Here is a 25,052-nt window from a genome sequence, read left to right on the forward strand (position 1 = left end):
ATTATTTTGATGCAAGAGCTTACCAGACCAAACTAGAAAATTCTGCTGTGATTTGACAAAACAACAACATATTTAACCGTACAATGTACAGATATACAGGATAAAACAGAATATTATCGCGATAACGATTTATTTACCCCTTTAAAATCAAAGGTAATAACAGAACACGGCTAAATGACCTTCATACGGTAAAACAATAGCGAATAAAAGTTTATCGCTTATTTTATCGTTGAAAATTGCTTTTTCAGCCACTGCTGCGTTTCAGCCTCGCCCATCAACTGTTCTAAGGTCGGCGATAACACTTCAATTAACTTAGGTTGACGCCAAAACATGTACTCAGGCAAAGACTGAACTGCACCAAAAGTACGCTGGACTAAGCTAGAAAACTCTCCCATGTCACGCGTCGACCACGTCGGCATTAATGGATAAACCGCGGTTAAAAAATCCTCATACCGAGTAAAATGCTGTAATTGTTGGGCATCATAATGACTGAGTACAACCTGTAACTGGGGAGAACTCCAATGGGACAAATTACCACTGTCGTTAATGAGCGCTAGATTTCGCCGATGGAACTGTTGCCACGCTAGATCGAGCTGGTGATAATGTTGCGCAATACGCCATAACAAATACAAATCGGCTAGCCATTCATGCTGATATTTAGTCAAAGAGGAAGGTAAAATGCTGTCTTGCAGTGCAATGTTATATAAATGGCCTATCTCGTGCCACAAGGTTAACTGTGTTTGTTCGGCTAACGGCAACTGATAAGTTGTTAACCCAATCGCGCCACTCTGTTCTGTCACCTCTTTAGCGGGATTAATAATAATCACCCCTGCAATGATGTCATCTTTAGCGACCAGCACCATGGCACTTTTACGCCCAATTGCACGGCGAATATTAGCAACAGAAAAAGCCGCTTGATGTTGTAATGAGGCAGGAAGTAACGCAACACATTGCACCAGAGTAGACACAGGGCACACGAGTGCTTGTTTAGTTGCAATAGGGATGAAATAAGCGTGGCGAATATCATCATTCGCCACATTATCTTCAACAATAGCCTGAGTCGCTATGACCGGAACGATGGCCACTGATTGACTCATAAACGGGTTGGCATTGACAGACTGACTTGCTAATAACACTGCGCAAGCGAGGCTATAGCTTAATAACGTCAGTAATGATCGCTGCCAGTATCTAAGCATCAATTATTTTTGTGACATAATATTTTGAATAATGGCCGTGGTTGACACACCATCTTCAAATCCAAGCACTTCGACCTTACCGCCCGCCGCCATCACTTCAGCACCACCGGCAATATCTTCCACCTTATAATCACCACCTTTAACTAAAGAATCGGGTAATAGGCGCGTAATAATCCGTTGCGGCGTGTCTTCAGAGAATGGAACCACCCAATCTACCGCTGCTAGGCCCGCTAATACCGCCATACGGCGATCAACCGTGTTGACTGGACGTCCAGGGCCTTTTAACCGTGTAACCGAGTCATCATCATTCACAGCAACAATGAGGCGATGACCTAACGCTTTGGCTTGCTGTAAATAACTCACATGACCCGCGTGTAGAATATCAAAACAACCATTGGTCATCACAATACGTTCACCGCGTAAACGTGCCTGATCCATCGCATAAGCTAATTGATCTTCTGTCATCACCCCAAAGCCAGACTCGCCATGGTTAAGGGCTAATGCCTGAATTAATTCGATGCGGCTGACCGTCGAGGTACCGAGTTTACCCACAACCACGCCTGCAGCGGTATTGGCAATCGCACAAGCTTGCGCTAACGTCGCGCCCGCAGCAATGGATGTCGCTAAGGCTGAGATCACGGTATCACCGGCACCCGTTACATCGTGAACTTCACGGGCAACCGTTGGAATGTGCAGTTCAGGTTGATCTTGCGATACTAAGGTCATGCCTTTTTCTGAACGAGTCACTAAAATGGCATCAAAATCATGCAGTTTAATCAGTTTTTGGGCTTTTTCGATTAAATCATTTTCGCTGGTCACCGTACCGACAACCGCCTCAAACTCACTCATATTTGGCGTAATTAATGACGCACCATGATAACGCGCAAAATCATGCCCCTTAGGATCAACTAATACTTTTACCCCTTTGGCTCGCGCTTTAGCAATAAAATCCTTAGGTTCATCAATGGCGCCTTTGGCATAATCTGACAATACCAATACATCAACATTATCTAAAATGGCTTCGCTTTGAGCGAATAACGCTTGGCTAGTGGCTTTATCAAACGGTTCTTCAAAATCTAAGCGGATCAATTGCTGATTGCGCGACAAAACGCGTAATTTAGTAATCGTTGGCTTGTCTGCGACTGTTAACCACTGTGGCTCAACGCCAAACACTTTCACCCCTTGGGTTAATGCTTGCGCCGTTTCATCTTGACCTACAATACCCGCTAGGTGGACATGTCCACCTAATGTAGCAATGTTTAATGCCACGTTGGCGGCACCGCCGGGTCTATCTTCGATTTGATTAATTTTAACAACAGGTACAGGGGCTTCGGGTGAAATGCGTCCCGTAGGGCCTACCCAATAGCGATCTAACATCACATCGCCAATCACTAAAACGCGCGCATTTTCAAAAGCGGGGAGAGAAACCTTCATGGTGTATTCGCTGTCTTGTAAAATTTAACCATGATTGTACCTAATTTTCATCAAAATATGAGGTAGAATAACAAATAATTTTTATGAACTAGACGAGTTATCTGTGGTCGAGAAAGCCGAATTTTCTTCTGATTTATATCATCCTAAACATTGGCTAATGTGGTTTGGCGTCGGGTTAATGCGCTTGACCTTGTTATTACCCTTACCGTGGCAAATGAATATTGGCAGTGCACTTGGCCGATTAGTGATGAAAATAGCCAGTGGTCGAACCCATACCGCAAGGCGTAACATCGATTTATGCTTTCCAGATATGAGTGATACTGACAAACAACAACTGCTTAAGCGGACCTTTGAAGAAACCGGCAAAGCCTTATTTGATACCATTAACGCCTGGTGGTGGTCAAACAATCGCGTCCAGCAACACATGACGATTAAAGGCACTGAGCATGTTAGTCAAAGCTTGGACAGTGGCAAAGGGGTGATTTTATTTGCGGTGCATTGCCTACCACTTGAAATGGGCGCGCGTATATTTGGTCAATTTGCCCCTGGTATTGGGGTATATCGTCCACACAACAATCCGGTAATGGAATACTTACAAGTAAAAGGTCGCTTACGCTCAAATAAAGGCTTAGTGCCTAAGCGTGACGTGCGCCAAATGATCCGCAGTTTACGCAGCCCTGACGTGATTTGGTACACAGCGGACCAAGACTTTGGCCGCTCAAGCGCGGTGTTTATTCCTTTCTTTGGGGTACCGGATGCAGCCACCATTACCGGTGCAACCTCTCTGGCGAGATTAGGCAAAGCCAATGTTGTGCCTTTTTTTGTTGAACGTAATGCTGATGATAACGGCTATACCCTCGAGATCATGCCGCCTTTAGATAACTTTCCCGGCGACAATGAAACTGATGACGCCATCCGAGGCAACCAGATAATTGAACAACTGATTAGCCGCAACAAACCACAATATATGTGGCTGCATCGTCGCTTTAAAACGCGTCCCACCGAAGATACACCCTCGTTATATGACTGAAGTTAGTTAATCGAGCGGCCGTATTGGTCTTAAAAGCGTCTTTAGACGCTTTTTTATTGGCTCATCATTTACCACTCGTTTGATTTGTTACGCCTAACACCATGCCAATTTATCAATTTGGTGACACGATTATCGATGTTGATTTGATCAGCCACACCGCAAAGCGCAAAAACATTGCCACTACCAACGCAGTTTTGATGGCGTTTATTGAGAACATAATGATCCGAGCAGTATAGGGTTAACTTAGCATGAAGAGGCATATTTACCCCCAAACCTTCACCGCACTAGCCCGGCAGGAATCGTCATTATATAAAATCACACATTTCACTGAGCAACTTCTTTTCCAGTGCATGTTGTGGGATGGTCGCATCATCTGCAGGATACCCAGTAATAATAAGCATATAGGGGCGTTCATTATCATTGTCGCGCCCACACACTTTACTTAAAAAGCTCATCGGTTTTGGGGTGTGCGTTAATGTACCAAGGCCTGCGTGATGCAATGCTTGGATTAAAAATCCCGTCGCAATCCCCACTGATTCATGGACATAATAATTACTCTTTTGTTCACCCGCCGCTTCGGTGCGTTTTTTACTGAACACAGCAATTAGCCAAGGCGCATGTTCTAAATACGGTTTATCGGCGTTAGTCCCTAAAGGTTTCAATGCCGCTAACCATTCCTCGCCGGCACGACCGGCATAAAACGCTTGCTCTAATGCCTCAGCTTGTTGACGAATTTGCGCTTTTATTTGCGGACTGTTAATTGCCACAAAATGCCACGGCTGATGGTTCGCCCCATTAGGTGCCGTGCCCGCCGCTAAAATGCACTGTTCAATAATGGCTTGCGGGACTGCACGGTCAGAAAACGCCCTAATAGAATGACGCCGTTTAACCTGCTGGTAATTATCTTGTGCCCGCTTGAGCATTTCATCAGGTGAATATTCAATAAAATCGGTCAGAGGTAAATGCTCTTGGGTCATAATGCATCCTAATGATTACGCTTACTTGTTACTGTTATGTTGAGCTTACACTCATGTTTGTTGCGATAACGCTAGTTTTTTGGAATAACACTAATATTTCTGCAAAAAACACTAATGTTTCTGCAAAAACACTACGCTAACAAACAGGATAATAATGACTATTAAAATATTCTTATTGAAACCGTTGGAGCGACAGATTAGAGTCTATGCGAGTCAGTTTAGCTTTCTAAAGGATCATATGATTGCAGTAATAATAGGTGCGACGGGGTTAGTGGGTAATACCTTACTGGCTCGCATCATTGAAAGTGAACAGTATAGTAAAGTATTGGTCATTGGCCGTTCGGAACCTAATTTGGTCGAACATCAATTTGGCGCCGAAAAAGTACAGTTTATTGACAGCCAGCTTGACGAACTTCATGAACTTACATTGGCAGACAAAGTGGATCATGCCTTTTGCTGTTTAGGTACCACTATCAAGCAAGCTGGTAGCGAAGAGGCCTTTATTCAGGTTGATAAATTAGCCGTACTGGCCTTTGCTAAACTGTGTCAAACACAAGCAAATCCTTCGCTTAAATTTATGGTAGTGACCTCACTGGGTGCGGATGCTAAATCAAGCGTGTTTTATAACCGGATAAAAGGCGAGGTTGAACAAGCGCTTAAGGCGTTGTCCTTACCGGTAATGAATATTTTCCAACCCAGTTTATTATTAGGGCCTCGAGATAATAGACGTCTTCTGGAAGATATTGGCCAAACCATTTTGGGGGGATTATCGTTTTTGTTTATCGGCCCGCTGCGTCAATATCAGCCCATTGATGCACAAATGGTCGCGGAGTCGATGTACCAAGTCGCTCTGAAGCCTCAAGTTGCTCCCACCACTCAAATTATCACTAATGCCATGATGCATCGCTGTCATTATTCATAAGAGTACGCTCGACAATAATGCATGTTTGTGACAAGTTAATACCAATGTGTTGTTTAATGCTAACGACATAAAAGTATAACTGTAACGATTAAGTAAGGAGAACGAGATGAGTGATGCTAACGATTTAACCTTAAATGAAGTCTGTGAAATACTCGACAAAAGCCCTACTACAATTAAGCGTTATGCTCGTGAAAATTTACTGTTCACTGAACAACACGGTAATGTGCTTAGTTTTAATAAAGCCGAAGTGATGCGTTATTTAGCGTTTTCTGAACGTTAACCCCTCTTTACCCGTTTAACGTTCTTTGCTCAAAGTTCTTTACTAAAAGTTCTCTGCTAAAAAATCCCCAAACCGTCATTGACAGTATTGGGGATTTTTTTATCGGCTTAGTGAGTACTGCACAGCAAGACGTTAGTCACCAAAGTCATCGAGTAAAATATTCTCCGACTCAACTCCTAAGCTTTCTAGCATAGCAATAACCGATGAATTCATCAGCGGCGGGCCACACATATAATACTCACAATCTTCCGGCGCTTTATGCTGTTTTAGGTAATTCTCGTACAGCACGTTATGGATAAAGCCTGTGTATCCGGTCCAATTATCTTCTGGCAATGGATCCGACAAGGCCACATTCCAAGTAAAATTGTCGTTTTCAGCGGCAAGTTGATCAAAATCTTGTTGATAAAACACTTCGCGAGTTGAACGAGCACCATACCAAAAGCTCATTTTACGCTTAGTGTTAACACTTTTTAGTTGATTAAAAATATGCGACCGCATTGGCGCCATGCCAGCACCACCACCAATAAACACCATTTCAGCATCGGTTTCTTTGACAAAAAACTCACCAAATGGACCCGAAATAGTCACCTTATCACCGGCTTTTAAGCTAAATATATACGACGACATTTTCCCTGGTGGTAAACCGGCTTTAGGCGGTGTGGCGATACGTACATTAAGCAGAATACTGCCTTTTTCATCAGGATAATTGGCCATCGAGTAAGCACGTAATACGTCTTCATCCACCGTAGAGACTAAATCAAATAAACCATACTTAACCCAGTCATCACGGTATTCGTCCGGAATATCAAAATCAGCATAACGGACTTTATGGGCAGGCGCTTCAATTTGAATGTAGCCACCCGCTTTAAATAACACATCTTCGCCTTCGGGAATTTTTAATAACAGTTCTTTAATAAAGGTCGCTTGGTTATTATTTGAAATAACCTCACATTGCCATTTTTTAACCCCAAAAATTTCTTCATCAATCTCAAGCTCCATGTCGGTTCGCACGGCGACTTGGCACGCCAAACGAGAGCCGTCTTTGGCTTCTTTTTTCGAGATATGATCCAGCTCAGTCGCTAAAATATCACCGCCACCGGCTTTCACTTTTACGCGGCATTGACCACAAGTACCACCACCGCCACAGGCTGATGGAATAAATATCTGTTGCCCAGACAATGCACCCAATAATTTATCACCCGCAGGGGTTTGCACGCTTTTACTGGCATCACCATTAATGCTAATCGTCACATCACCGGTGTTCACCAATTTTCGTTTGGCGACTAAAATCACCACCACTAGCAAACTTACCACTATGGTAAACATGCCAATACCTATTGCCATTTCCATTAAATAACCCTTTTTTTAATGCGTTATAACGTAATGCCCGCAAATGACATAAAGCCCAGAGCCATTAAGCCGGTGGTAATAAATGTGATCCCAATGCCTTGTAATCCATCAGGAATAGCATGAAACTTCATCCGTTCACGCAATCCTGCTAATAACACGATGGCCATCGCCCAACCCACAGCAGAACCCGCAGCAAAGACCACTGACTCAGTAAAGTTATAGTCACGGTTAGCCATAAAGATAACCCCGGCAAAAATAGCGCAATTGACCGTTAATAGCGGTAAGAAGATCCCTAATGACTGATATAAGGTCGGAATATAACGGTCTAAAAACATTTCTAAAATTTGCACTAACGCGGCTATCACCCCGATAAAGGTAATCAACTGTAAATAGCTTAAATTAAGTTCAGCAAACCCCGCCCACGCTAATGCGCCTGGCGCTAAGATATTGACGTAGATAATTTGATTTAGTGGCACTGCCAGCATCATCACCACAATCACTGCGATCCCTAAGCCAAATGCAGTTGAGACCTTTTTTGATACGGCTAAAAAGGTGCACATACCTAAGAAAAATGACAGCGCCATATTGTCGATAAACGCCGCTTGGATAAATAAATTAATATAGTGTTCCATGCTGTTTCCTTATCCGCGCTTGCGCTGAATGATTTTAATGACCCAAATCATCACGCCAATGATAAAAAAGGCACTGGGTGGCAATGTGAACATCTCATTCGCCAAATACCAGCCGCCATTTTCGACAGTGGTTAAGATTGAATGACCAAACAAACTGCCACGACCCAGTAGTTCACGAATAAACGCCACGCCCATTAAAATCACCCCATAACCCAAGGCATTGCCTAAGGCATCGAACACGGCTAGGTGAGGAGGATGTTTCATCGCAAAGGCTTCGGCGCGGCCCATAATGATACAGTTAGTGATGATCAAACTCACAAACACAGATAACTGTTTCGATAGCTCATACGCCACATCTTGTAGCACCATATCGACAATAATCACCAAGGACGCAATCACGGTCATTTGCGCAATAATGCGCACACTGTTGGGAATAAAGTGGCGAATGCTTGAAATAATCAAGTTCGAAAACACCAACACAAACGTCACCGCGAGTGTCATCACAAATGCGGTTTGCATCGAATTACTGACCGCTAAGGCCGAACACACACCTAATACCTGCATTGCCACTGGATTATTGGCAAAAATAGGCGATGTCAGGATCTCGCGAGTTGAAGTGGTATTACTCATTTACTTATCCTCTGCAGCGGCTAACGTGTGTAGATAAGTTTGGTATCCCTCTACGCCAAACCAAAACTCGACTAAACGTTGGATACCGACACCCGAACGAGTCGCACCACTGACACCATCGATGCCGTGAATGTCACCGTCTTTTGCACCGCCCTTAATCACTTTAATGGCAATGTTACCTTTGGCATCAAATAGCGTTTTGCCTTGCCACAAGGCTAACCATTGTGGGTCAGTAATAAAGTCAGCAATACCTGGGGTTTCGCCATGCTCATAAAACACGATGTTCTCAATGGTGTTTAAGTCAGGTTTTATCGCCATGTAACCGTAAATAATCGACCACAAACCTTTGCCGTAAATAGGCATAACAATACTGGCAAGTTGACCCTTGGTGTCGTACACCTCAAAAATGCGAATATCGGTCGCCATGGTTTTAATCTTGGCGATGTCTTTTTTAGGTTTAGTAGACGTTTCAGGGTTAATGGCCGCCATGCGTTCGTCAAAATCAAGTAAGTTAGCTTTTTCAGTCACTTTACCTGTCGCCAAGTTAACCATTTTCGGTTGAACTCGCTGAGTAAACAACTCGCTAAAGTCACCTTGGCTGATGTCGATGTCAGCAGCCTTTAACACATACTGCTGCACTTCTTCACGCTTCTTGGCTAATTTGCGCTCTTTTAAAATCTCGACAGTACCCGTGATCATAAACGAACAAACTAAGCTTAAAATGATAATAAAAACCATGGTTCCAGCGACGGTATCTTTCTTAAAGGCCATGACGTTTTAGTCTCCGTTTAATATTAGCGCGAGCGACTAAGTAGTCGAATAACGGTGCCCATAAATTAGTAAACAAAATAGCCAACATAATACCCTCTGGCATTTTGGTATTGAGTAAACGAATAATAATGGTCATAAAGCCAATCATAAATCCAAAAACAAACTTGGCCTTACGGGTATAGGATGCCGTCACCGGATCGGTGGCCATAAACATCATTCCCAATGCAAAACCACCGGTCACTAAGTGCCATGTCCACGGCATTGCCGACATGGGATTTCTGCTAGAACCAAAATAGTTGAACAACAAGACGGTAATGATCATTCCCAGCATAACGCCGGCTACCACACGCCAATCAGCTACGCGGGTTAGGAGTAAAATACCGCCACCAATAAGAATGGCTAAGGTACTGGTTTCACCCACAGCACCTGGGGTAAAGCCTAAAAAGGCATTCCACCAGCTCGGATCACTCACCACGCTAAACCAACTCACATCGACAAAGCTTAATTTTTTAGCCACTGTAAGAGTTAATGTGGTTGCACCAGAAAAGCCATCAACCGCAACAAACTGTCCTAACGCCACCACTTCGGTTGGATAAGCAAAGTAAATAAACGCATAACCCGCTAGCGCAGGATTTAAGAAGTTGTAGCCCATGCCGCCAAAAAGCTCTTTTGCCACCACAACCCCAAAACTGATGCCTAAGGCCACAATCCATAATGGTGTAGAAATGGGTAAAATTAACGAGAACAATAAGGCCGTGATAAAAAAGCCTTCATGTAATTCTTGGCGACGCACTTTGGCAAACACCACTTCCCATACCAAGTTTACTATCAGCGCCGTTAAGTAAAACGGCACATAAAAACTGGCACCATAAGCGAATAAACTGATCAAACCTGCACTTTCAGTCAGCGAGCCAAACATCGCGTTATACAAGGCTAATTGCCATACATCAGGCTGGGTTGCCCCGGCAATAATGGCCATTTGCGCCTGAAGACCAATGTTGTACATACCCAATAACATGGCAGGAAATAAACACATGCCGACAATGTGCATGGTGCGCTTAACATCAATAGCATCACGAATATGCACATCACCTTTAGTGCTGCGGCCATTGGCTATCCACAAAGACCGTAGATAACTCCGCATTGAGTTACCATGGGCGTAGTAACTGTCTTGGGTGCTGGTTTTTTTCTGTTGCTGACTCATTAACCTTCCCTCTCGATAATATCTAGGCAAGCACGTAATTCTTTACCGAAGTCATATTTCCCAGGGCACACAAAAGTACATAGTGCTAAATCTTCTTCATCTAGTTCTAATGCCCCTAATAACTGTGCCTCATCGGTATCGCGTACCACTAAGTCGCGCACTAAAAGCGTGGGCAGAATATCTAATGGCATCACACGATCAAGTTGACCAAATGCCATCATGGCCCGTGGAGAACCACCAGCTTGGGTCGTAAAGTCGAACAGTTTTTTGGTGCGACTAAAGCCTGACATCATGATGCCGGTCATTGAGAATTTTCGGCTATCATGGCGAACCCAAGGTAAAATCTCTTGTTGTCCATTTTCAGTGAGCACACTAATTTGATTATGAAAGCGGCCAAGATAATCATAAACGCCGACAGCCGTATGGCCTGACAATAGTGATCCAGAAACAATACGGGAATCTTGTTGATTGATTTCATCCAGGGTCAAATCGCTTAGCTTCGCACCCAATTGAGTTTTCATTAATCGTGGCATTAACACATTAGGGCCGGCTAATGACACGATACGATTGGTATACAGTTCGCCGGTTAAAAACAGTTTGCCAAAGGCAATCACGTCTTGATAACCCACATGCCACACTTGGCGTTCAATACTGGCAGGTAACAGATAATGAATATGGGTGCCAACTAATCCGGCAGGGTGCACACCGTTAAAACGCTGAACACTGACTTGCGATAAGTCGTGCTCAATGCTGGCATCGGCCAATAACGAAGCGCCATCGTCTTGGCATAGATACACCTGACCGCTAGTCAAAAACGTTAGGGCAAATAATCCGGCCTGAAAAGCCTGTGGTTGAGTCGCAATAATAACCCGTGGATCGGGCGCAAGAGGATTGGTGTCAATGGCGGTGACAAATATACCGGCAGGGCTTGCATCTAACTGGGGCACTCGAGAAAAAGGACGTGTGCGCAACGCGGTCCATAAGCCACTGCGGACTAAACCGTCTTTAACAGCTTGATGTGATAGTGCCTTAATATCCATAGACTCAAGAATGAAACAGGGCTCTTGCTTGGCATCACAATCAATGACCACCGACTGCAGGACCCGACGCTCTCCGCGATTAATAGCGACAACAACTCCGCTTGCTGGCGCGGTAAATAACACCCCTGGCGTTTTTTTGTCTTCAAATAACACTTGGCCTTTGACGACACTATCGCCTACTTCAACCGACATTGTTGGCTTTAAGCCCACATATTCTTCACCAATTAACGCCACTTGGGTCGTTTTAGGTGCGTCATCTATTTGCTGTAGTGGTTCACCAGCAACCGGGATATCAAGTCCACGCTTAATAGTTATCACTGGATTGTTAGCACCAGCCATCACATTCACCATCTAAAAATATTCGATAGCTAATATTATATGTTTGCAACTACTAATATAACAACAAAGATCACAGTCCGAGTGAGAACTGTAATTTTTCAACATAACCGAATACCAAATGTGTGAACCAAATCAATTTATTGACCAATATGATGCAATTTGTGTAATTTTAAAGTCAAAAAGGTTTTTACATTTCGACGTCATTTCCGCGGCGATTTACTAATAATTATTAACAAAAATAGCCGAAAGCCACTTCATTAAAGGCCAACTTACGCCCATTAATGATGTCGCATTAAAATGGCGAACCGCTGATATTCTATATCGTTAGCCAGAGACGTTAATCAGCCAATTGTTGAATTAACCGTCCTTGCTGAAAAAGGTACACCGAATCCATTTGTTCTAACGCGGTCAAGCGATGGCTGATCATTAGCAGGGTTTTGTGCTGGGCAAAATCGAGTAAGACTTTGAGGATTTCACGCTCGGTACGTTTATCGAGTCCTTCAGTAGGTTCATCTAACAGCAGCAAAGGAGCATCACGCAATAATGCCCGAGCAACGCCAATTCTGCGCTGCTCGCCACCGGATAATTGTCGGCCGCCCTCACCGATCCAACAATCTAATGGTTTATCGCCTTGCAACAAGGTTTGCAGACCCACTTGCTGTAACACTTCAATAAAACGTTGATCATGTTCTTTTTGGGCCTCACCGTGCAGATACGGCAACGCTAACGCTAAATTGTCACGTAAAGTACCTGAAAACAGGTAAATACGTTGACTAACCACAGTCATCGCAGCACGAAGATTGGCATCGCTGTAGTCACTTATTGGTTGACCATCAAGCGTAATGGACCCCTGCTGCGCCGCCCAGTCACGGGTGATCAGTCCCAATAAGCTTGATTTACCACAACCAGTAGGACCTAAAATAGCCACCTTTTCACCGGCTTTAATGGTTAAGCCAAGGCCTTGTAACACCGGAGAGTGCGCGTGATAACCAAAGTGAACGCCACTGATCTGCAAAGCTCCGTGATGGGCTTGTAAGTGACTATCAGGATTAAATACCACACTCGGTGTTTGCTCGGTTATTTCCGTCACCCGCCGCGCAGCCAGTACCGTGCTTGATAAATGTTGGAATGCACCGGCTATCGGCATCATCATTTCAAGACTGGCCATAGTGGCGAACACCATTAATGCCATTAACGGCCCTGGCGGCGAGAGATCACCGACACTTTGGCCCGCTAAATACAGCATAGAGACGACCGCACTGCCATTGATTAATATCAATAATGCTTGGCTTAGCCCGGTAATATTGGCCATGGTGGTTTGCTGACTAAATAAACTGTGCTGCGCTTGTTCAAGTTGAGCCAAATAGCGCTTATTAGCGCCAAATAAACTTAACTCGGCCTGCCCCTGAATAACATCAAGTAACTCAACTCGATATTGCCTTTGCGCCTGCATTAATACTTGCCCAGGCGCCTTACCTAAGTAATAAAATACTAGCGGTAAGATAAACCAAGCGGCTAATAACAGAGTGCATAAACTCAAGGCTAGATGGTTATCAAACCAACCGAGAAACGCCAACAATACACCAATCATCATCAAAGATGCGGCCATTGGCGTGAGTAAGCGTAAATAGAGATGATCTAACGTATCAATATCGGCAACCAAACGATTAAGTAGGTCACCTCTTCGCAGACCTTGCAAGTTAGCCGCGCTTAACGGCAGTAACTTCTTCCATGCCCAAACACGCAGTTGCGTCAATAATTTAAAGGTCGCTTCATGGGTTGCTAACCGCTCACCGTAACGGCTTGCAGTACGAGCGATGGAGAAAAATCGCACACCTCCGGCGGGGGTGAAATAGTTAAACGTCTGCGCGGTAACCACCGCTAAGCCTGCTACTGCACTGGCAGATAAAAACCAGCCCGATAATGACAATAAGCCAATGCCCGTCAGTAATGTCGTCGATGTGAGCAAGAGCCCCACTAACATCATCAGCCACTGGCGGCGAAACAAAGCAACAAAAGGGCGTAATACCTGGATGATACTGCGCGGTTTCGCGTCAACGGATTGTGACATCAGCACACCTCCTGTTGTTGATTCTGTTGTTGATTGCGCATTTGCGACAATAACCCATCAACCTGTTGTAAATCATTAACATGGCCTTGTTGTACGACCCTTCCTTTGTCCATGACCAAGACGCAATTCATCGTGTGTAAATCATCTAATTTATGGGTCACGGTTAATCCCGTTGTCGACTGCATTGCGCGCTGCAACGTGGCCATCACAGACTGCTCACTTTGGGCATCTAAACTGGCTGTTGGTTCATCTAATAAAAATAACTTCGCCGGTTGTGCCAACGCACGAGCCAAAGCAAAACGCTGAGCTTGGCCTACCGACACACCCGCGCTTTGATCGCTGATGATTAAATCGAGCCCTAATGGATGCTGTAACACAAACTCACTGATGTTGGCCTGTTCAAGCAACGCCATAATCTGCTCATCGTTTAATTGCGGGTTGGCCAAAGCAACATTTTCTCTCACGGTGCCATGGAATAATTGCGGATCTTGGCCTAACCAAGCCAGATGCTGACGCCATTGCGCCACATTAAGGTGCGATAATTCATGACCATTAATCAGCAATGATCCCTGATAAGGTAAAAACCCCAATAATGCATTCAGCAAACTGGTTTTTCCCGCGCCACTTGGACCCACAATGGCCCAGTGTTCACCTGCGGGTAACGTAAATGAAACAGGCCCAACTAAACGCTGACCATCTAAACTAAACACTTCAGTCCCAATGGCTTGGATACCTATGCTATCGGCAGAGAATGTATTATTTTGTGGTATTGAATCGATAGCCACTGTGCTGACTTGGTAATCAAGCAGCTCAACTAGCGCTTCTGCTGCGCCAATGGCTTGAGCTTTGGCGTGATAATGGGTGCCTAAGTCGCGAAGCGGTTGATAAAATTCTGGCGCTAAAATCAACACAAACATACCGGTAAACAAACTCACCTGCACGCCATAATGACCAAAGTCGAGATGACCTAAGTAACTAAAGCCAAAATACACCGCCAATACCGCAATCGACACTGCGGCAAAGAACTCTAATACCGCTGAACTGAGAAAGGCTAAACGTAATACCGACATAGTGCGGGCGCGAAAGTCTTCTGAAGCCTGTTCAATATTGACTAACTCCGCGGCGCCGCGATTAAACAGCTTTAACGTTTGCAGTCCTTTTAGCCGATCCATAAAGTGGCCGCTTAAACGCGACAACGCCTGCATATTTTTACGGTTAGCATCTGCCGCACCCATGCCAACTAAAATCATAAACATTGGAATTAAAGGCGCAGTGGCCAACAAAATGATCCCTGCAGCCCAATTAAGCGGAAACACACACGCTAAGATCAGCAAAGGAATAAACCCCGCTAACATCATCTGCGGTAAGTATTTAGCATAAAAGTCATGTAAATCTTCAACCTGCTCAAACACTAAGGTTGCCCATGCTCCAGCAGGTTTACCTTTAATAAACACCGGACCCAGTGCCACTAACTTATTAAGCACAGCTTGACGTATATCTTCGCGTAAACGTTTTCCAGCCTCAAAACTAAGCCGTTCACGCACTTGGGCTAACAAGGCTCGTATCAATAACAAGCCAATAAGTGCATAGAATTCATTGCTTAATGCGCCAGGTACGAGGTTATCAATAATGACACCCTGCAAAATCTGGGCAATAAAATAGGCCTGTCCCACAATGGCAATGCCATTTAACACCCCACATAACACAGATAATTTAAGGAAAATACCACAAGAAGATTGTTGGTTTTTAAGCCATTTTGCTAATGACTTTTCTAACGACTTGTCCATGAAGCTCCGGCGCAGTTATTGATGACCACTTTTATCACGCAGTATCGCAGTACTGGCATCTAGTTAACACTTAAAACGGTGTAAATGATATCTGATTCACATTTTGCTAATAAAGCCTGATTTAATAATTAAATTTAGTAACAATATCAATTACCTTAAATATCTTCTCGAAACATATCGCATTCAGTAAAGTACCTCTTGTGAAAATAGCCTAGTTTATCCCAAGCCAATATCACATTGCTCAGCATAATAATGATGAATCGTATAACCAAGCTAATTGATGAACAGAACACAGAGGGAGGCGATAGGCTAATATCAGTTTAGCATCGATAACACTCTTTACTGAGTGGTACTCTCACCGTATTTAACCAACACGTGCCAGAGTAACTTTAAGTCTTGTCGTTTTTTAGAATGTGCTCCCCGCTCACTCCAAGAAGCAGGTTGTTTTTGTAATTGGTATGCCGCACGGCCAATAATTTCTGCATTGATCAACTCATTTTCAGCAATACTTTGTGCCAAAATAGGCATGGCAGCACCACGAAAATCATCCGGTACTTGCGCCACATTAATTTGACGCCCTTTATGCCAATGCAATTCAATTTCGTATTCGTTACACAAGGCGATTAATGAATCCCCTATGGCGCTCCCCATAAATGACGGATCCGCGACTAATATGGCGACATCTTCCTCCAGCATCACATCACCGTGAATTTGGGCTTCAATATAATGATCTAAATTAGCGCTTGGCATAGCGTCAAAGCGGCGGCTGATATCATCGGTTAAATGCTGACTAAAATGTTCAATTAGCTTACTCGGTTTAAGCCCTGGAATGCCCAACGCATATTGACGTTCAAAACTTTCACTTAATAATGCCGCTATAATCGCATCAAAACACTTTATGGTGCCCTTTTCTTTGGGCAATCGATAAGAGTCCAGGTAACTAAAGGTACATCGCGACAATATTTGAGGATGGGTGACAAAATAACAACTGCCAAAGCGAGGCGCTGGGCCTAGCGGACATAAACCAAAATCTAACGCACCATATTTAGGCCGATGCTTAATACCAGAATAAGTGTGACCAAATAATTGGTTTTCCCAATGGTCGCGAGACCCGCCTAATTCTGGCGATAAGTGCCCATTAGAAACATGAGTTTCAAACTGACTTTTATACACACCATCACGCAATAACCCATCAACAACGGTGAGGCCGCGGTTATCAATTTGATCGGGATGAAAATGCAAAGCGACTCGACTATGTTGCGCTAGCTCACGCATAGCGAGTTGGAGTGATAAGGTTGAAATATTAGACATTAACAACACATTCTTGATCACGGCATGAGCATGATCTCGCAGCTCATACGCCATTTTCTCTATGTGTGTTTGTGCCGTTAATTTCATCAGTAAGAGACTCCTAAGTTAAGTAACCTCAGCTCGGGATAATAAACGGTTATCAAACAACCCTTCCCCTGCTAACTGCGTTGTATTGACTTGCAATTGAGTCGCTGTTGAAGCGTCAATCCTCTTTATTAGCAAAACACATGGCAAATTAGCGATAAATTAGCTGAAATGTTCTGATTTTAGCTTACTTACCCCATATATTAACCCGAGATCAGCTTAGTAAAACCCTGCTAAGTCGCTGAATATTGCATTAGAAAACAGCTTATCGTTTTATTGTATGTAATAAGTCGACGTTTAGCACTGTTGCAAGTCTTAAGATTAACACGATTTCATTCAACCGCTGTATTTGGGATAATAACCTCTGTATTTGAACGATTAAATCGCCCATTATTGATTGCAACCCAAGAGGATACATCATCGCCCACTAAGGGATTTGATAGCACTTATAGCGGTTTTCAGGTAAGCTTCACGGCCGCCGTTACTGGCTACCTTTTATTCAAAGCAACAATGCGTTGCCCAAAGAGATTTTTCTATGAGTTTTTCCTCACTTGGTCTGAATGCTGCTATTTTAAAAGCGGTTGAAAAACAAGGTTACGACACCCCCACTCCAATTCAAGCACAAGCAATTCCAGCCGTTTTAGCGGGCCAAGATGTAATGGCAGCGGCACAAACTGGGACAGGAAAAACAGCTGGTTTTACCCTGCCAATTTTAGAATTGTTGTCTAAAGGTGAACGCGCGCAACGTGGTCAAGTCCGTGCGCTCGTGTTAACACCAACACGTGAACTTGCAGCACAAGTACAAGAAAGCGTCGCCACTTATGGCGTCAACTTACCGTTAAAATCAGCCGTGGTATTTGGTGGTGTGTCTATCGTGCCACAATTAGCTGCGCTCAGAAATGGGGTCGACATTTTAGTCGCCACCCCTGGCCGTTTACTCGACTTATGCCAGCAAAAAGCCCTTAGCTTCAGCAAATTAGAAATTCTCGTGTTAGATGAAGCAGACCGCATGCTAGACATGGGCTTTATTCGTGACATTAAAAAAGTATTATCGATGTTACCTGCTAAGCGTCAAAACCTGATGTTTTCAGCGACTTTTTCGAATGAAATTCGTGAACTGGCTAAAGGTTTGGTTAACAATCCGGTAGAAATTTCAGTAACGCCTCGCAACGCTACCGCCGCCTCGGTGACACAATGTGTGTACCCATTGGATAAAACACGAAAATCAATGGCACTAATCGAACTGATTAAAACCAATGATTGGAAGCAAGTATTGGTCTTTTCGCGCACCAAACATGGCGCCAACCGTTTGGCCAAGAGTTTAGATGCCGCCAACATTAAAGCTGCAGCGATTCATGGTAATAAAAGCCAAACCGCACGCACAAAGGCTTTGGCTGATTTTAAAGCTGGCGCAGTACAAGTGATGGTCGCAACCGACATTGCCGCTCGCGGTATCGACATAGATCAACTGCCATGTGTTGTGAACTTTGACTTGCCCAATGTACCTGAAGATTATGTACATCGTATTGGCCGTACAGGCCGTGCAGGTTCAACAGGTCAAGCGGTATCATTAGTTGGCTTAGAAGAAGTTAAGTTACTGCATGATATTGAGCGCTTAACTAATCGCGTCATTGAGCGTAAGCAGCTTGATGGTTTTGAAGCACCGTTCACAATTCCTGAACCTAACCTCAAATCAAGTGGCAGCTCAAAAAGCACTCAAGCGAGAAAGCCAAACCCGAACCGCAGTAAACATGCTCAGCAACATGCTAATGATGGTGCTCAAGGTGATAATAAGCCAGCGCGTAAGTTTGACTCACGCCAGCAATCACGTGGCCACGACAATAACGCTAACCCTGCTGATCCTAAGGCAGAAGCTAGAGCCAATGGTAATAAACCACCACAACGTTCACGTCCGCCACGTCGAAGTGGTACTGCACCAGTAACATCGACAAGCAGTAATCCTTATGCCAATGCTAAAGTAAAAAGCTAACTAGCTCACTAGCTCACTAGCTCACTAGCGATAAAGCATAAAAAAACCGGTGAACATTGTTCACCGGTTTTTTATTATTCAGGCATCATCAATCGGCTATAAATTGACCGATAACACATTAATTGGTCACATAAACCAAGCGCGGTAATTACGGCCTTTTAACTTACCTTTACTGATGATATTCATCGCTTGTTTAGACACATTGCTTTTTACTGCAACGTAAGCGCGAAAATCAGTCACTTTGATTTTACCAATATCGTTAAAATCTAAACCATTGCCACCCGTTAATGCCCCAACAATATCACCTGGACGGATTTTTTGCTTTTTACCCCCTTCAATCTGAATGGTGATCATCGCAGCCGCTAATGGCTGCTTGTTGAGTACGCTCATTGCAGGTAAAGGCTCACTGACTACATCTTTATTCATGGCTTCTTCAATCATCGCCATTTTGTAACCGTCTTCTTCACCAAACAAAGTATATGCGGCCCCTGAACTGCCAGCTCGGCCAGTACGGCCTATACGGTGAATATGCACTTCGGTATCGTAAGCAATATGATAGTTAAATACTGCGTCTAACTCATCAATATCCAATCCACGCGCCGCAACGTCGGTGGCCACTAAAATACGCGCACTACGGTTAGCAAACTGCAATAACATTTGATCGCGATCGCGCTGCTCTAAATCGCCATGTAATGCTAATACACTAAAGCCAAATTCATTTAATGAGTCAGCCACTTGTTGGGTTTCACGCTTGGTATTACAAAACACTACTGCGCTTTCAGGCTGCTTATCTAATAACAATAAACGCAATGCTTCAAGACGGCCCTGGTTATCTTCGATACGATAAAAATGTTGATCGATAGTTAGGTTATCGTGCTTAGCTTCCACTTTAACCATTACTGGTTTATACAGAATTTGATCGGCAATCGCTTGGATCTGATCAGGGAACGTGGCGCTAAACAGTAAGGTTTGACGCTCACGAGGTGCGGCAGCAATGATTTGGTCAATGTGCTGTTGGAAGCCCATTTCTAACATGCGATCTGCTTCATCTAGAATAAGCATGTTCATGTTACTTAAATCTAAACGGTTGCGATCTAAATGATCAACAATACGACCCGGTGTACCGACAATAATATGCGCACCATGTTCTAATGAACCAACTTGCGGTCCCATAGGTACGCCGCCACAAAGTGTTAATACTTTAACGTTATGAATACCACGGGCCAAGGTACGAATGTCTTTCGCCACTTGGTCGGCTAATTCGCGCGTTGGACATAACACCATAGTTTGAATGCGAAAACGTTTTACATCCAGCTTATTGAGTAGCCCCAAACCAAAGGCTGCGGTTTTACCTGAACCTGTCATCGCTTGGCCAATGACATCTTCACCAGCCAAAATAGGCGGTAAACTTTCGGCTTGGATCTGAGTCATCGATTCAAAACCCATAGTGTGGAGGTTTTCAAGCAATTCAGGTTTTAAATTAAGTGATGCGAAAGCCGTGTTAACGGCCTGTTCTGTAGACTGACTCAAGGCAAATATCCTCTGATATCGAAAGGTAAAAAAGCAGACAAATGCTGCAAAAAAATACCAATACCATTACATAAATGAGCCATTATCGCGCAAAAACAATCATTTAATAGCGAAACAAAATTAGCATATAGAATGGAGCTATATGAAAAGTGCTTACCGCAATGTGCGAACGATTTATCTTGCCAGAAGGAACAGATAATAAATAAGATTGGTGTTAGCAAAGGTGTTAAAACAAACCTAAGCCAGATGTCAGCTATTGTAGCAATTTTATTGCCCGTTCGCTGACAAATATTTATCGATAACTCAGCTTATGTTGAGTGCAATCCTAGAAAGTTTGCTCAAAACGACCTTGCTGATAATCGTGTACTGCTTGCTCTATCTCAGCTTGACTATTCATCACAAACGGCCCCATATAAACAATTTCTTCATTAATAGGTTTTCCCGCAAGCAACAATAATCCTGCACCTGTCGATTCCGTTTGAAAATGACTGACGTCATGTGGATCTAATACCAAAAACTGTCCTGCTCTGGCCGTTTCTCGCAGACCTTGTGCATCAACATAGTTAAGTTCACCTTGATACACATAAGCACACACCATTTGGTATTCGGCAAGATTAAGTGTGCCATGGCCATATCCAGCTAACGTTAAATCGGCAATAGCACCATGGCCGGCTAAACCTTGAATACTTGAGCTAATCTCATGTGGGTCATGATTAAAGCCCCAGTTCCCCGCCAAGGCAACAAGTTTTGCGCCGTGTTCGTTATCTATACACGGATTAGCCTGCTTGCTGGTATCTTGATAAATGGGTGGACGCATTTTATGTTTTGCTGGCATATTGAGCCAAATTTGAAACCCATGCAGCCCTTTTTTAGCATCCGCTAATGGCATTTCAGAATGCACCACACCACTGCCAGTACTCATCCACTGCACGTCTCCGGCACGAATATGCTTAACATTGCCCATTTGATCGCGATGTTCAAAGCCGCCTGTACGGATATAGGTAAAGGTTTCTATGCCGCGATGAGGATGAGGCGGAAAACCACCAATAAAATCTTGCTCGTTATCAGACTTTATTTCATCCATCATTAAATAGGGGTCAAAACGAAGCTTATCGAAATCGGCAATACGATTGATGTTAACACCATCACCGTCCATTGCAGGCAATGCACTGTAGCGATTTAATACTTTCATCATAAACCCCATTTATTTAACCTCAACTCAAGATAATAAACGGTTATCAACCAGCTATTTTCTCGTTCACTGCATTTTACTGACTCGCAGTAGCACGCTAATGACGCGTTATTAACGTGTCATTGCACTTCGTTAACAGAACAAATGATGAGCTTGATATGACAGATAAATAGATAACTTATCTTATCTATTTACCTTATCTCTATAACCCGAGCAGAGGTTATTTATATCAATATCACTTGAGCATAGCAGGCAATATCGTTAATGAATATTGTATGATAGTGTGATTTTTATTCGATGAAATCGACTGCAAAAGCATGCTCACGCGCTTATGGTGTCGCGATAAAGCGAGTTAATCCTAATGAGGTTTGCGGCTCAAAAAACGATCAAAGCAACAACAAACGGCGATAGCTTGAAAAAGATGTATGCCAAGTAGGTCGACATTCCCCAAGTCATCGCAAATCGCTCAACCTAGGTGGCTAATTGTAATACCACACGGCGGTATGCAACGACATAAGGAATATTGCAGAGCCAACGGCGTTGGCCATGTATAAGGTAGGATTATTATGCTCAATCTATATCGAATTAATATTGACGTTCAAAACGTCTAATTAAACTGTGACACCAACTCTGTTTGGCGAACACCTTGACCACTAATTTCTTGGCTATGTATTGCAGCATTATGGCAATTTTGTTCGAATTGATTGATACCAGCTTGTAATGCCATCGCATTATTATAAATTTGATTAACGACAGTGGCTTGTTCTTCAGCAGCAACTGAAATTTGCTCTCCATTACCCTCGATAATGTTCATCACTTCACTGACAGAAATCAGGCTTTGCTCAAGCATGTTACTGGAGTCAATGCTCTTGTCTATTAACAAATGACTTTGATCCATTTGCGCTACAGCCTCTGCAGTCGTGTGACTGAGTGTATTGATAATAGCGTGTATTTCAAGAGCAGACGTTGCTGAGCGACTTGCCAAGTTACGCACTTCATCGGCGACCACTGCAAATCCTCTGCCCGTCTCTCCAGCGCGCGCGGCTTCAATGGCCGCATTAAGCGCCAGTAAGTTTGTTTGCTGCGCAATACTTTCTATCACATCGACGGCTTGATTCACGCTTTGGCATTGTTGATTCAGGGTAGAAATAGCAACACGCGACTCTTCGAGTAAACTATTAATTTCAGTTGTAGCGGTTTTACTGTTAACTAATGCCACCTTAGTTGCCTGTATTTGTTCCACTAATTGATGGATTTCTGCCGTTGAGTTACTGGTGTTTTGGGCAATGTCAGTAACAGAAGCGTTCATTTGCCCAATGGCTGTAACGACTTGTTCTAAATTTTGTGATTGCTCAACCAACTGGCTCTGATTGGCTTGATTTTGTTGTTGATGCTCTTCTAAACCTTGCTGGAGTTCTTCACCACTGTCTTTGATACGTCCGACCACGGCAAGTATTTCTGCTTTTTGCATCCGTAGGCTTAATTCTATGTGAGAAAGCTCATCGGTATAACCCGTGTAAACAAATTGATTGAGTGGATTATCATGTATTTTTTTACTCAAAATAAGTATGTTATCAAAACGCTGTTTAAGAACATAAAGCGGTCGACAAAAACATATAATGGCGATAACAAAGGTTAACATAGTGAAGAAAGCACTGGCGTAAGGTAAGGACATGAATAACCCTACTGATAACAACCAGCCCAATAATAGTTTAGTGATAATACTGGCGCCAAACTTTGGCTTGGCTGCTTTGCCAGCATTGACCGCATCGTAACAGGCTTGAGCACGTTCAGTGAGCTCAACTTCAGGTTGAGTTCTAACCGACTGGTATTCACAAATAGTGCCGTTGCGTTTAATGGGGGTGACATAGGCGTTAACCCAATAGTATTTGCCATTTTTGCAACGGTTCTTAACTAGCCCCATCCAGCTTTGTCCTTGCTTAATAGTATCCCAGAGGTCAGCAAATGCAGCTTTAGGCATATCAGGATGGCGGACAATATTATGTGGCTTGTTGATTAATTCTTCTTTTTGGTAGCCACAAACAGTAATAAAGTCATCATTAACATGGGTAATGATACTGTCTAGATCTGTTGTTGAAAGAATTTTATAATCTGACGGATACGTGATTTCTTCATCAATAATTTCTTTTACAGTCATGTTGATACATTAAACGCAGTCAATTAAATAAGTGAGGCGATTATTAATCAGTCAGCACGACATTGATGTGATGATTAGCTAATTTAATCGCCAAATATTTAACATTTATAAAATACACGAGTTAAGTCACATTGATGGTTTTTAAGATCGAGGTGATGTCTCAAGCATTAGCCGCTCATTTGAATGGCATCGGTAAATAATGTTAATATTTGTTCACCTTGTCAGTGACTTTTTTCTTCAGACGATAGCAGCGGATAAGGTCATTAAGCGTCAGCTACAAGGCCGATCATCTATTTAACCAATAACATAGCGAAAAATATCTTGGTAGACAGACTTTGATTTGTTGCCCATCAGCAAACGACCATTTGAAAAACATATTTATGGCGCTATTTTAGATCGACTATTTTAATCTAGCTGACTCTATCTCAACGGTGTTTTAATATAAAAATGAAAAGTCATATTCATTCAAAGAGGTTAATTCCAGGTATGGATCGCTTGCTCTTTTGTGGTTGCCTTTTACATAATAGTCGCTTAATACCCACCATTTTTCTCATCGCCAACAGCGAGAAAGGAACGAGAGTTGAAGCAAAAATAAGCGTTTATACTGTGACGATTCTCTAGCAATTAGTTATCGCACCATGATCACTCTTGATGTGTGCTGGATAACGTTAAAATAATCAAAACACAGTATAATCATGGTTAATTAATGATTGGTGGGAAATGAAGTGCTGACACAAATTCTAGTCACGATATTAGTAATCGTTGGCGCTATTGTATATTTACGCAGTGGCCGGGGCAGTAAAGCGAGTCGCAGTGCTGCAATAGCAGAGGAACAAAGCTCGCCATTTTTTAGTCGGGTGATTATTTACGCTATGATTGCAGTGTCGATGTTAGCCTCAACTGGCTATTGGGGTTGGAGTCTGTATGACGAAAACACCGTGGTTGAAGTGACGATTACATCACCCATTGAAGCGATGACCACAAGCTACAAAGTACGTAAAAAAGATATTGAAGCCAAGCGGATTACCACCGTTGATGGGATTCAAATCCGTTTATCTAATCAAGAGCGATTAACGATTAAAGCGGCAGAGGCACAGTAATTATTTGTACCTAATCAGAGTCAC

At 43.3% G+C, this 25,052-nt stretch carries 20 protein-coding genes; 5 read left to right on the plus strand and 15 right to left on the minus strand.

Annotated elements, in window-relative coordinates:
- Nucleotides 1–218 precede the first annotated feature (218 nt).
- On the minus strand, nt 219–1,196 hold the full coding sequence (locus tag CXF80_RS10405) for a hypothetical protein (RefSeq protein WP_232772080.1): 978 nt from the start codon (nt 1,194–1,196) through the stop codon (nt 219–221).
- Between the two features lie 3 nt (nt 1,197–1,199).
- The gene (gene hldE / locus CXF80_RS10410; RefSeq protein WP_101032807.1) at nt 1,200–2,630 is read right to left on the minus strand and encodes a bifunctional D-glycero-beta-D-manno-heptose-7-phosphate kinase/D-glycero-beta-D-manno-heptose 1-phosphate adenylyltransferase HldE; all 1,431 of its coding nucleotides are present in this window, start codon (nt 2,628–2,630) and stop codon (nt 1,200–1,202) included.
- A gap of 103 nt (nt 2,631–2,733) precedes the next feature.
- On the opposite strand from hldE, the gene lpxL reads away from it, so the two are divergent.
- Nucleotides 2,734–3,660: an LpxL/LpxP family Kdo(2)-lipid IV(A) lauroyl/palmitoleoyl acyltransferase gene (gene lpxL / locus CXF80_RS10415; RefSeq protein ID WP_101032808.1), complete on the plus strand. Its 927-nt coding sequence runs from the start codon at nt 2,734–2,736 to the stop codon at nt 3,658–3,660.
- A 305-nt stretch (nt 3,661–3,965) separates the two neighbouring features.
- Here lpxL and CXF80_RS10420 read toward each other — a convergent pair whose 3' ends face one another.
- Nucleotides 3,966–4,637, minus strand: coding sequence for a nitroreductase family protein (locus CXF80_RS10420; RefSeq protein ID WP_101032809.1), 672 nt, complete (start codon nt 4,635–4,637; stop codon nt 3,966–3,968).
- 238 nt (nt 4,638–4,875) lie between these two features.
- Between CXF80_RS10420 and CXF80_RS10425 the strand changes: the two genes are divergently transcribed.
- Together CXF80_RS10425 and CXF80_RS10430 are read left to right on the plus strand one after the other, a co-directional pair.
- Nucleotides 4,876–5,559 carry a nucleoside-diphosphate sugar epimerase gene (locus CXF80_RS10425; RefSeq protein ID WP_157822212.1) on the plus strand — a complete coding sequence of 228 codons (684 nt, stop codon included), beginning with the start codon at nt 4,876–4,878 and terminating at the stop codon, nt 5,557–5,559.
- 106 nt (nt 5,560–5,665) lie between these two features.
- Nucleotides 5,666–5,839, plus strand: a complete 174-nt coding sequence (locus CXF80_RS10430; protein WP_101032811.1) for a helix-turn-helix domain-containing protein — start codon at nt 5,666–5,668, stop codon at nt 5,837–5,839.
- Between the two features lie 132 nt (nt 5,840–5,971).
- On the opposite strand, the gene nqrF is transcribed toward CXF80_RS10430, so the two are convergent.
- The 9 genes from nqrF to CXF80_RS10475 all read right to left on the minus strand — a co-directional run bounded on the left by nqrF (nt 5,972) and on the right by CXF80_RS10475 (nt 17,061).
- On the minus strand, nt 5,972–7,189 hold the full coding sequence (gene nqrF / locus CXF80_RS10435) for an NADH:ubiquinone reductase (Na(+)-transporting) subunit F (RefSeq protein ID WP_101032812.1): 1,218 nt from the start codon (nt 7,187–7,189) through the stop codon (nt 5,972–5,974).
- A gap of 23 nt (nt 7,190–7,212) precedes the next feature.
- Nucleotides 7,213–7,821 carry an NADH:ubiquinone reductase (Na(+)-transporting) subunit E gene (nqrE, locus tag CXF80_RS10440; RefSeq protein ID WP_101032813.1) on the minus strand — a complete coding sequence of 203 codons (609 nt, stop codon included), beginning with the start codon at nt 7,819–7,821 and terminating at the stop codon, nt 7,213–7,215.
- Between the two features lie 9 nt (nt 7,822–7,830).
- A complete protein-coding gene (locus tag CXF80_RS10445) occupies nt 7,831–8,451 on the minus strand; it encodes an NADH:ubiquinone reductase (Na(+)-transporting) subunit D (RefSeq protein ID WP_101032814.1) in 621 nt (206 codons plus the stop codon).
- Complete coding sequence (locus CXF80_RS10450) at nt 8,452–9,222, minus strand: Na(+)-translocating NADH-quinone reductase subunit C (protein WP_101032815.1); 771 nt, start codon at nt 9,220–9,222, stop codon at nt 8,452–8,454. It abuts the gene before it with no gap.
- On the minus strand, nt 9,212–10,426 hold the full coding sequence (locus CXF80_RS10455; RefSeq protein WP_101032816.1) for an NADH:ubiquinone reductase (Na(+)-transporting) subunit B: 1,215 nt from the start codon (nt 10,424–10,426) through the stop codon (nt 9,212–9,214). The genes CXF80_RS10450 and CXF80_RS10455 overlap by 11 nt, the downstream gene beginning before the upstream one ends.
- Nucleotides 10,426–11,805 (minus strand): Na(+)-translocating NADH-quinone reductase subunit A, encoded by a 1,380-nt coding sequence (locus CXF80_RS10460; protein WP_101032817.1) that lies wholly within the window; start codon nt 11,803–11,805, stop codon nt 10,426–10,428. Before CXF80_RS10460 ends, CXF80_RS10455 begins: the two co-directional genes overlap by 1 nt.
- A 337-nt stretch (nt 11,806–12,142) precedes the next feature.
- A complete protein-coding gene (gene cydC, locus CXF80_RS10465; RefSeq protein WP_101034744.1) occupies nt 12,143–13,840 on the minus strand; it encodes a heme ABC transporter ATP-binding protein/permease CydC in 1,698 nt (565 codons plus the stop codon).
- A 35-nt stretch (nt 13,841–13,875) separates the two neighbouring features.
- Entirely contained in the window at nt 13,876–15,663 is a 1,788-nt protein-coding gene (cydD, locus tag CXF80_RS10470; RefSeq protein WP_101032818.1) for a heme ABC transporter permease/ATP-binding protein CydD, read from the minus strand.
- A gap of 339 nt (nt 15,664–16,002) precedes the next feature.
- Nucleotides 16,003–17,061, minus strand: coding sequence for a DUF3626 domain-containing protein (locus CXF80_RS10475; protein WP_101032819.1), 1,059 nt, complete (start codon nt 17,059–17,061; stop codon nt 16,003–16,005).
- A gap of 532 nt (nt 17,062–17,593) precedes the next feature.
- On the opposite strand from CXF80_RS10475, the gene CXF80_RS10480 reads away from it, so the two are divergent.
- Nucleotides 17,594–19,048 carry a DEAD/DEAH box helicase gene (locus CXF80_RS10480; protein WP_101032820.1) on the plus strand — a complete coding sequence of 485 codons (1,455 nt, stop codon included), beginning with the start codon at nt 17,594–17,596 and terminating at the stop codon, nt 19,046–19,048.
- A 126-nt stretch (nt 19,049–19,174) separates the two neighbouring features.
- Here the strand turns inward: CXF80_RS10480 and dbpA are convergent, their stop codons facing one another.
- The 3 genes from dbpA to CXF80_RS10495 form a co-directional block, all read right to left on the minus strand.
- Nucleotides 19,175–20,578 carry an ATP-dependent RNA helicase DbpA gene (gene dbpA, locus CXF80_RS10485; RefSeq protein ID WP_101032821.1) on the minus strand — a complete coding sequence of 468 codons (1,404 nt, stop codon included), beginning with the start codon at nt 20,576–20,578 and terminating at the stop codon, nt 19,175–19,177.
- 325 nt (nt 20,579–20,903) lie between these two features.
- Nucleotides 20,904–21,770 (minus strand): pirin family protein, encoded by an 867-nt coding sequence (locus CXF80_RS10490; RefSeq protein ID WP_101034745.1) that lies wholly within the window; start codon nt 21,768–21,770, stop codon nt 20,904–20,906.
- 607 nt (nt 21,771–22,377) lie between these two features.
- Complete coding sequence (locus CXF80_RS10495) at nt 22,378–23,928, minus strand: methyl-accepting chemotaxis protein (protein WP_101032822.1); 1,551 nt, start codon at nt 23,926–23,928, stop codon at nt 22,378–22,380.
- A 725-nt stretch (nt 23,929–24,653) separates the two neighbouring features.
- Here CXF80_RS10495 and CXF80_RS10500 point away from each other — a divergent pair.
- The gene (locus CXF80_RS10500; RefSeq protein ID WP_101034746.1) at nt 24,654–25,028 is read left to right on the plus strand and encodes a hypothetical protein; all 375 of its coding nucleotides are present in this window, start codon (nt 24,654–24,656) and stop codon (nt 25,026–25,028) included.
- Nucleotides 25,029–25,052 lie beyond the last annotated feature (24 nt).

The organism is Shewanella sp. Actino-trap-3, from assembly GCF_002836275.1.
GTDB lineage: Bacteria > Pseudomonadota > Gammaproteobacteria > Enterobacterales > Shewanellaceae > Shewanella > Shewanella psychromarinicola.

Excerpts from the sequence above, each read along its gene's own strand:
- CXF80_RS10460 (WP_101032817.1), bottom strand. The coding sequence starts at position 11,805 with ATGGCTGGTGCTAACAATCCAGTGATAACTATTAAGCGTGGACTTGAT.
- nqrE (WP_101032813.1), bottom strand. The coding sequence starts at position 7,821 with ATGGAACACTATATTAATTTATTTATCCAAGCGGCGTTTATCGACAAT.
- CXF80_RS10420 (WP_101032809.1), bottom strand. The coding sequence starts at position 4,637 with ATGACCCAAGAGCATTTACCTCTGACCGATTTTATTGAATATTCACCT.
- CXF80_RS10430 (WP_101032811.1), top strand. The coding sequence starts at position 5,666 with ATGAGTGATGCTAACGATTTAACCTTAAATGAAGTCTGTGAAATACTC.
- hldE (WP_101032807.1), bottom strand. The coding sequence starts at position 2,630 with ATGAAGGTTTCTCTCCCCGCTTTTGAAAATGCGCGCGTTTTAGTGATT.
- CXF80_RS10455 (WP_101032816.1), bottom strand. The coding sequence starts at position 10,426 with ATGAGTCAGCAACAGAAAAAAACCAGCACCCAAGACAGTTACTACGCC.
- nqrF (WP_101032812.1), bottom strand. The coding sequence starts at position 7,189 with ATGGAAATGGCAATAGGTATTGGCATGTTTACCATAGTGGTAAGTTTG.
- CXF80_RS10475 (WP_101032819.1), bottom strand. The coding sequence starts at position 17,061 with ATGAAATTAACGGCACAAACACACATAGAGAAAATGGCGTATGAGCTG.
- CXF80_RS10490 (WP_101034745.1), bottom strand. The coding sequence starts at position 21,770 with ATGAAAGTATTAAATCGCTACAGTGCATTGCCTGCAATGGACGGTGAT.
- CXF80_RS10445 (WP_101032814.1), bottom strand. The coding sequence starts at position 8,451 with ATGAGTAATACCACTTCAACTCGCGAGATCCTGACATCGCCTATTTTT.
- CXF80_RS10425 (WP_157822212.1), top strand. The coding sequence starts at position 4,876 with ATGATTGCAGTAATAATAGGTGCGACGGGGTTAGTGGGTAATACCTTA.
- CXF80_RS10450 (WP_101032815.1), bottom strand. The coding sequence starts at position 9,222 with ATGGCCTTTAAGAAAGATACCGTCGCTGGAACCATGGTTTTTATTATC.
- CXF80_RS10495 (WP_101032822.1), bottom strand. The coding sequence starts at position 23,928 with ATGACTGTAAAAGAAATTATTGATGAAGAAATCACGTATCCGTCAGAT.
- CXF80_RS10405 (WP_232772080.1), bottom strand. The coding sequence starts at position 1,196 with ATGCTTAGATACTGGCAGCGATCATTACTGACGTTATTAAGCTATAGC.
- cydD (WP_101032818.1), bottom strand. The coding sequence starts at position 15,663 with ATGGACAAGTCGTTAGAAAAGTCATTAGCAAAATGGCTTAAAAACCAA.
- CXF80_RS10480 (WP_101032820.1), top strand. The coding sequence starts at position 17,594 with ATGAGTTTTTCCTCACTTGGTCTGAATGCTGCTATTTTAAAAGCGGTT.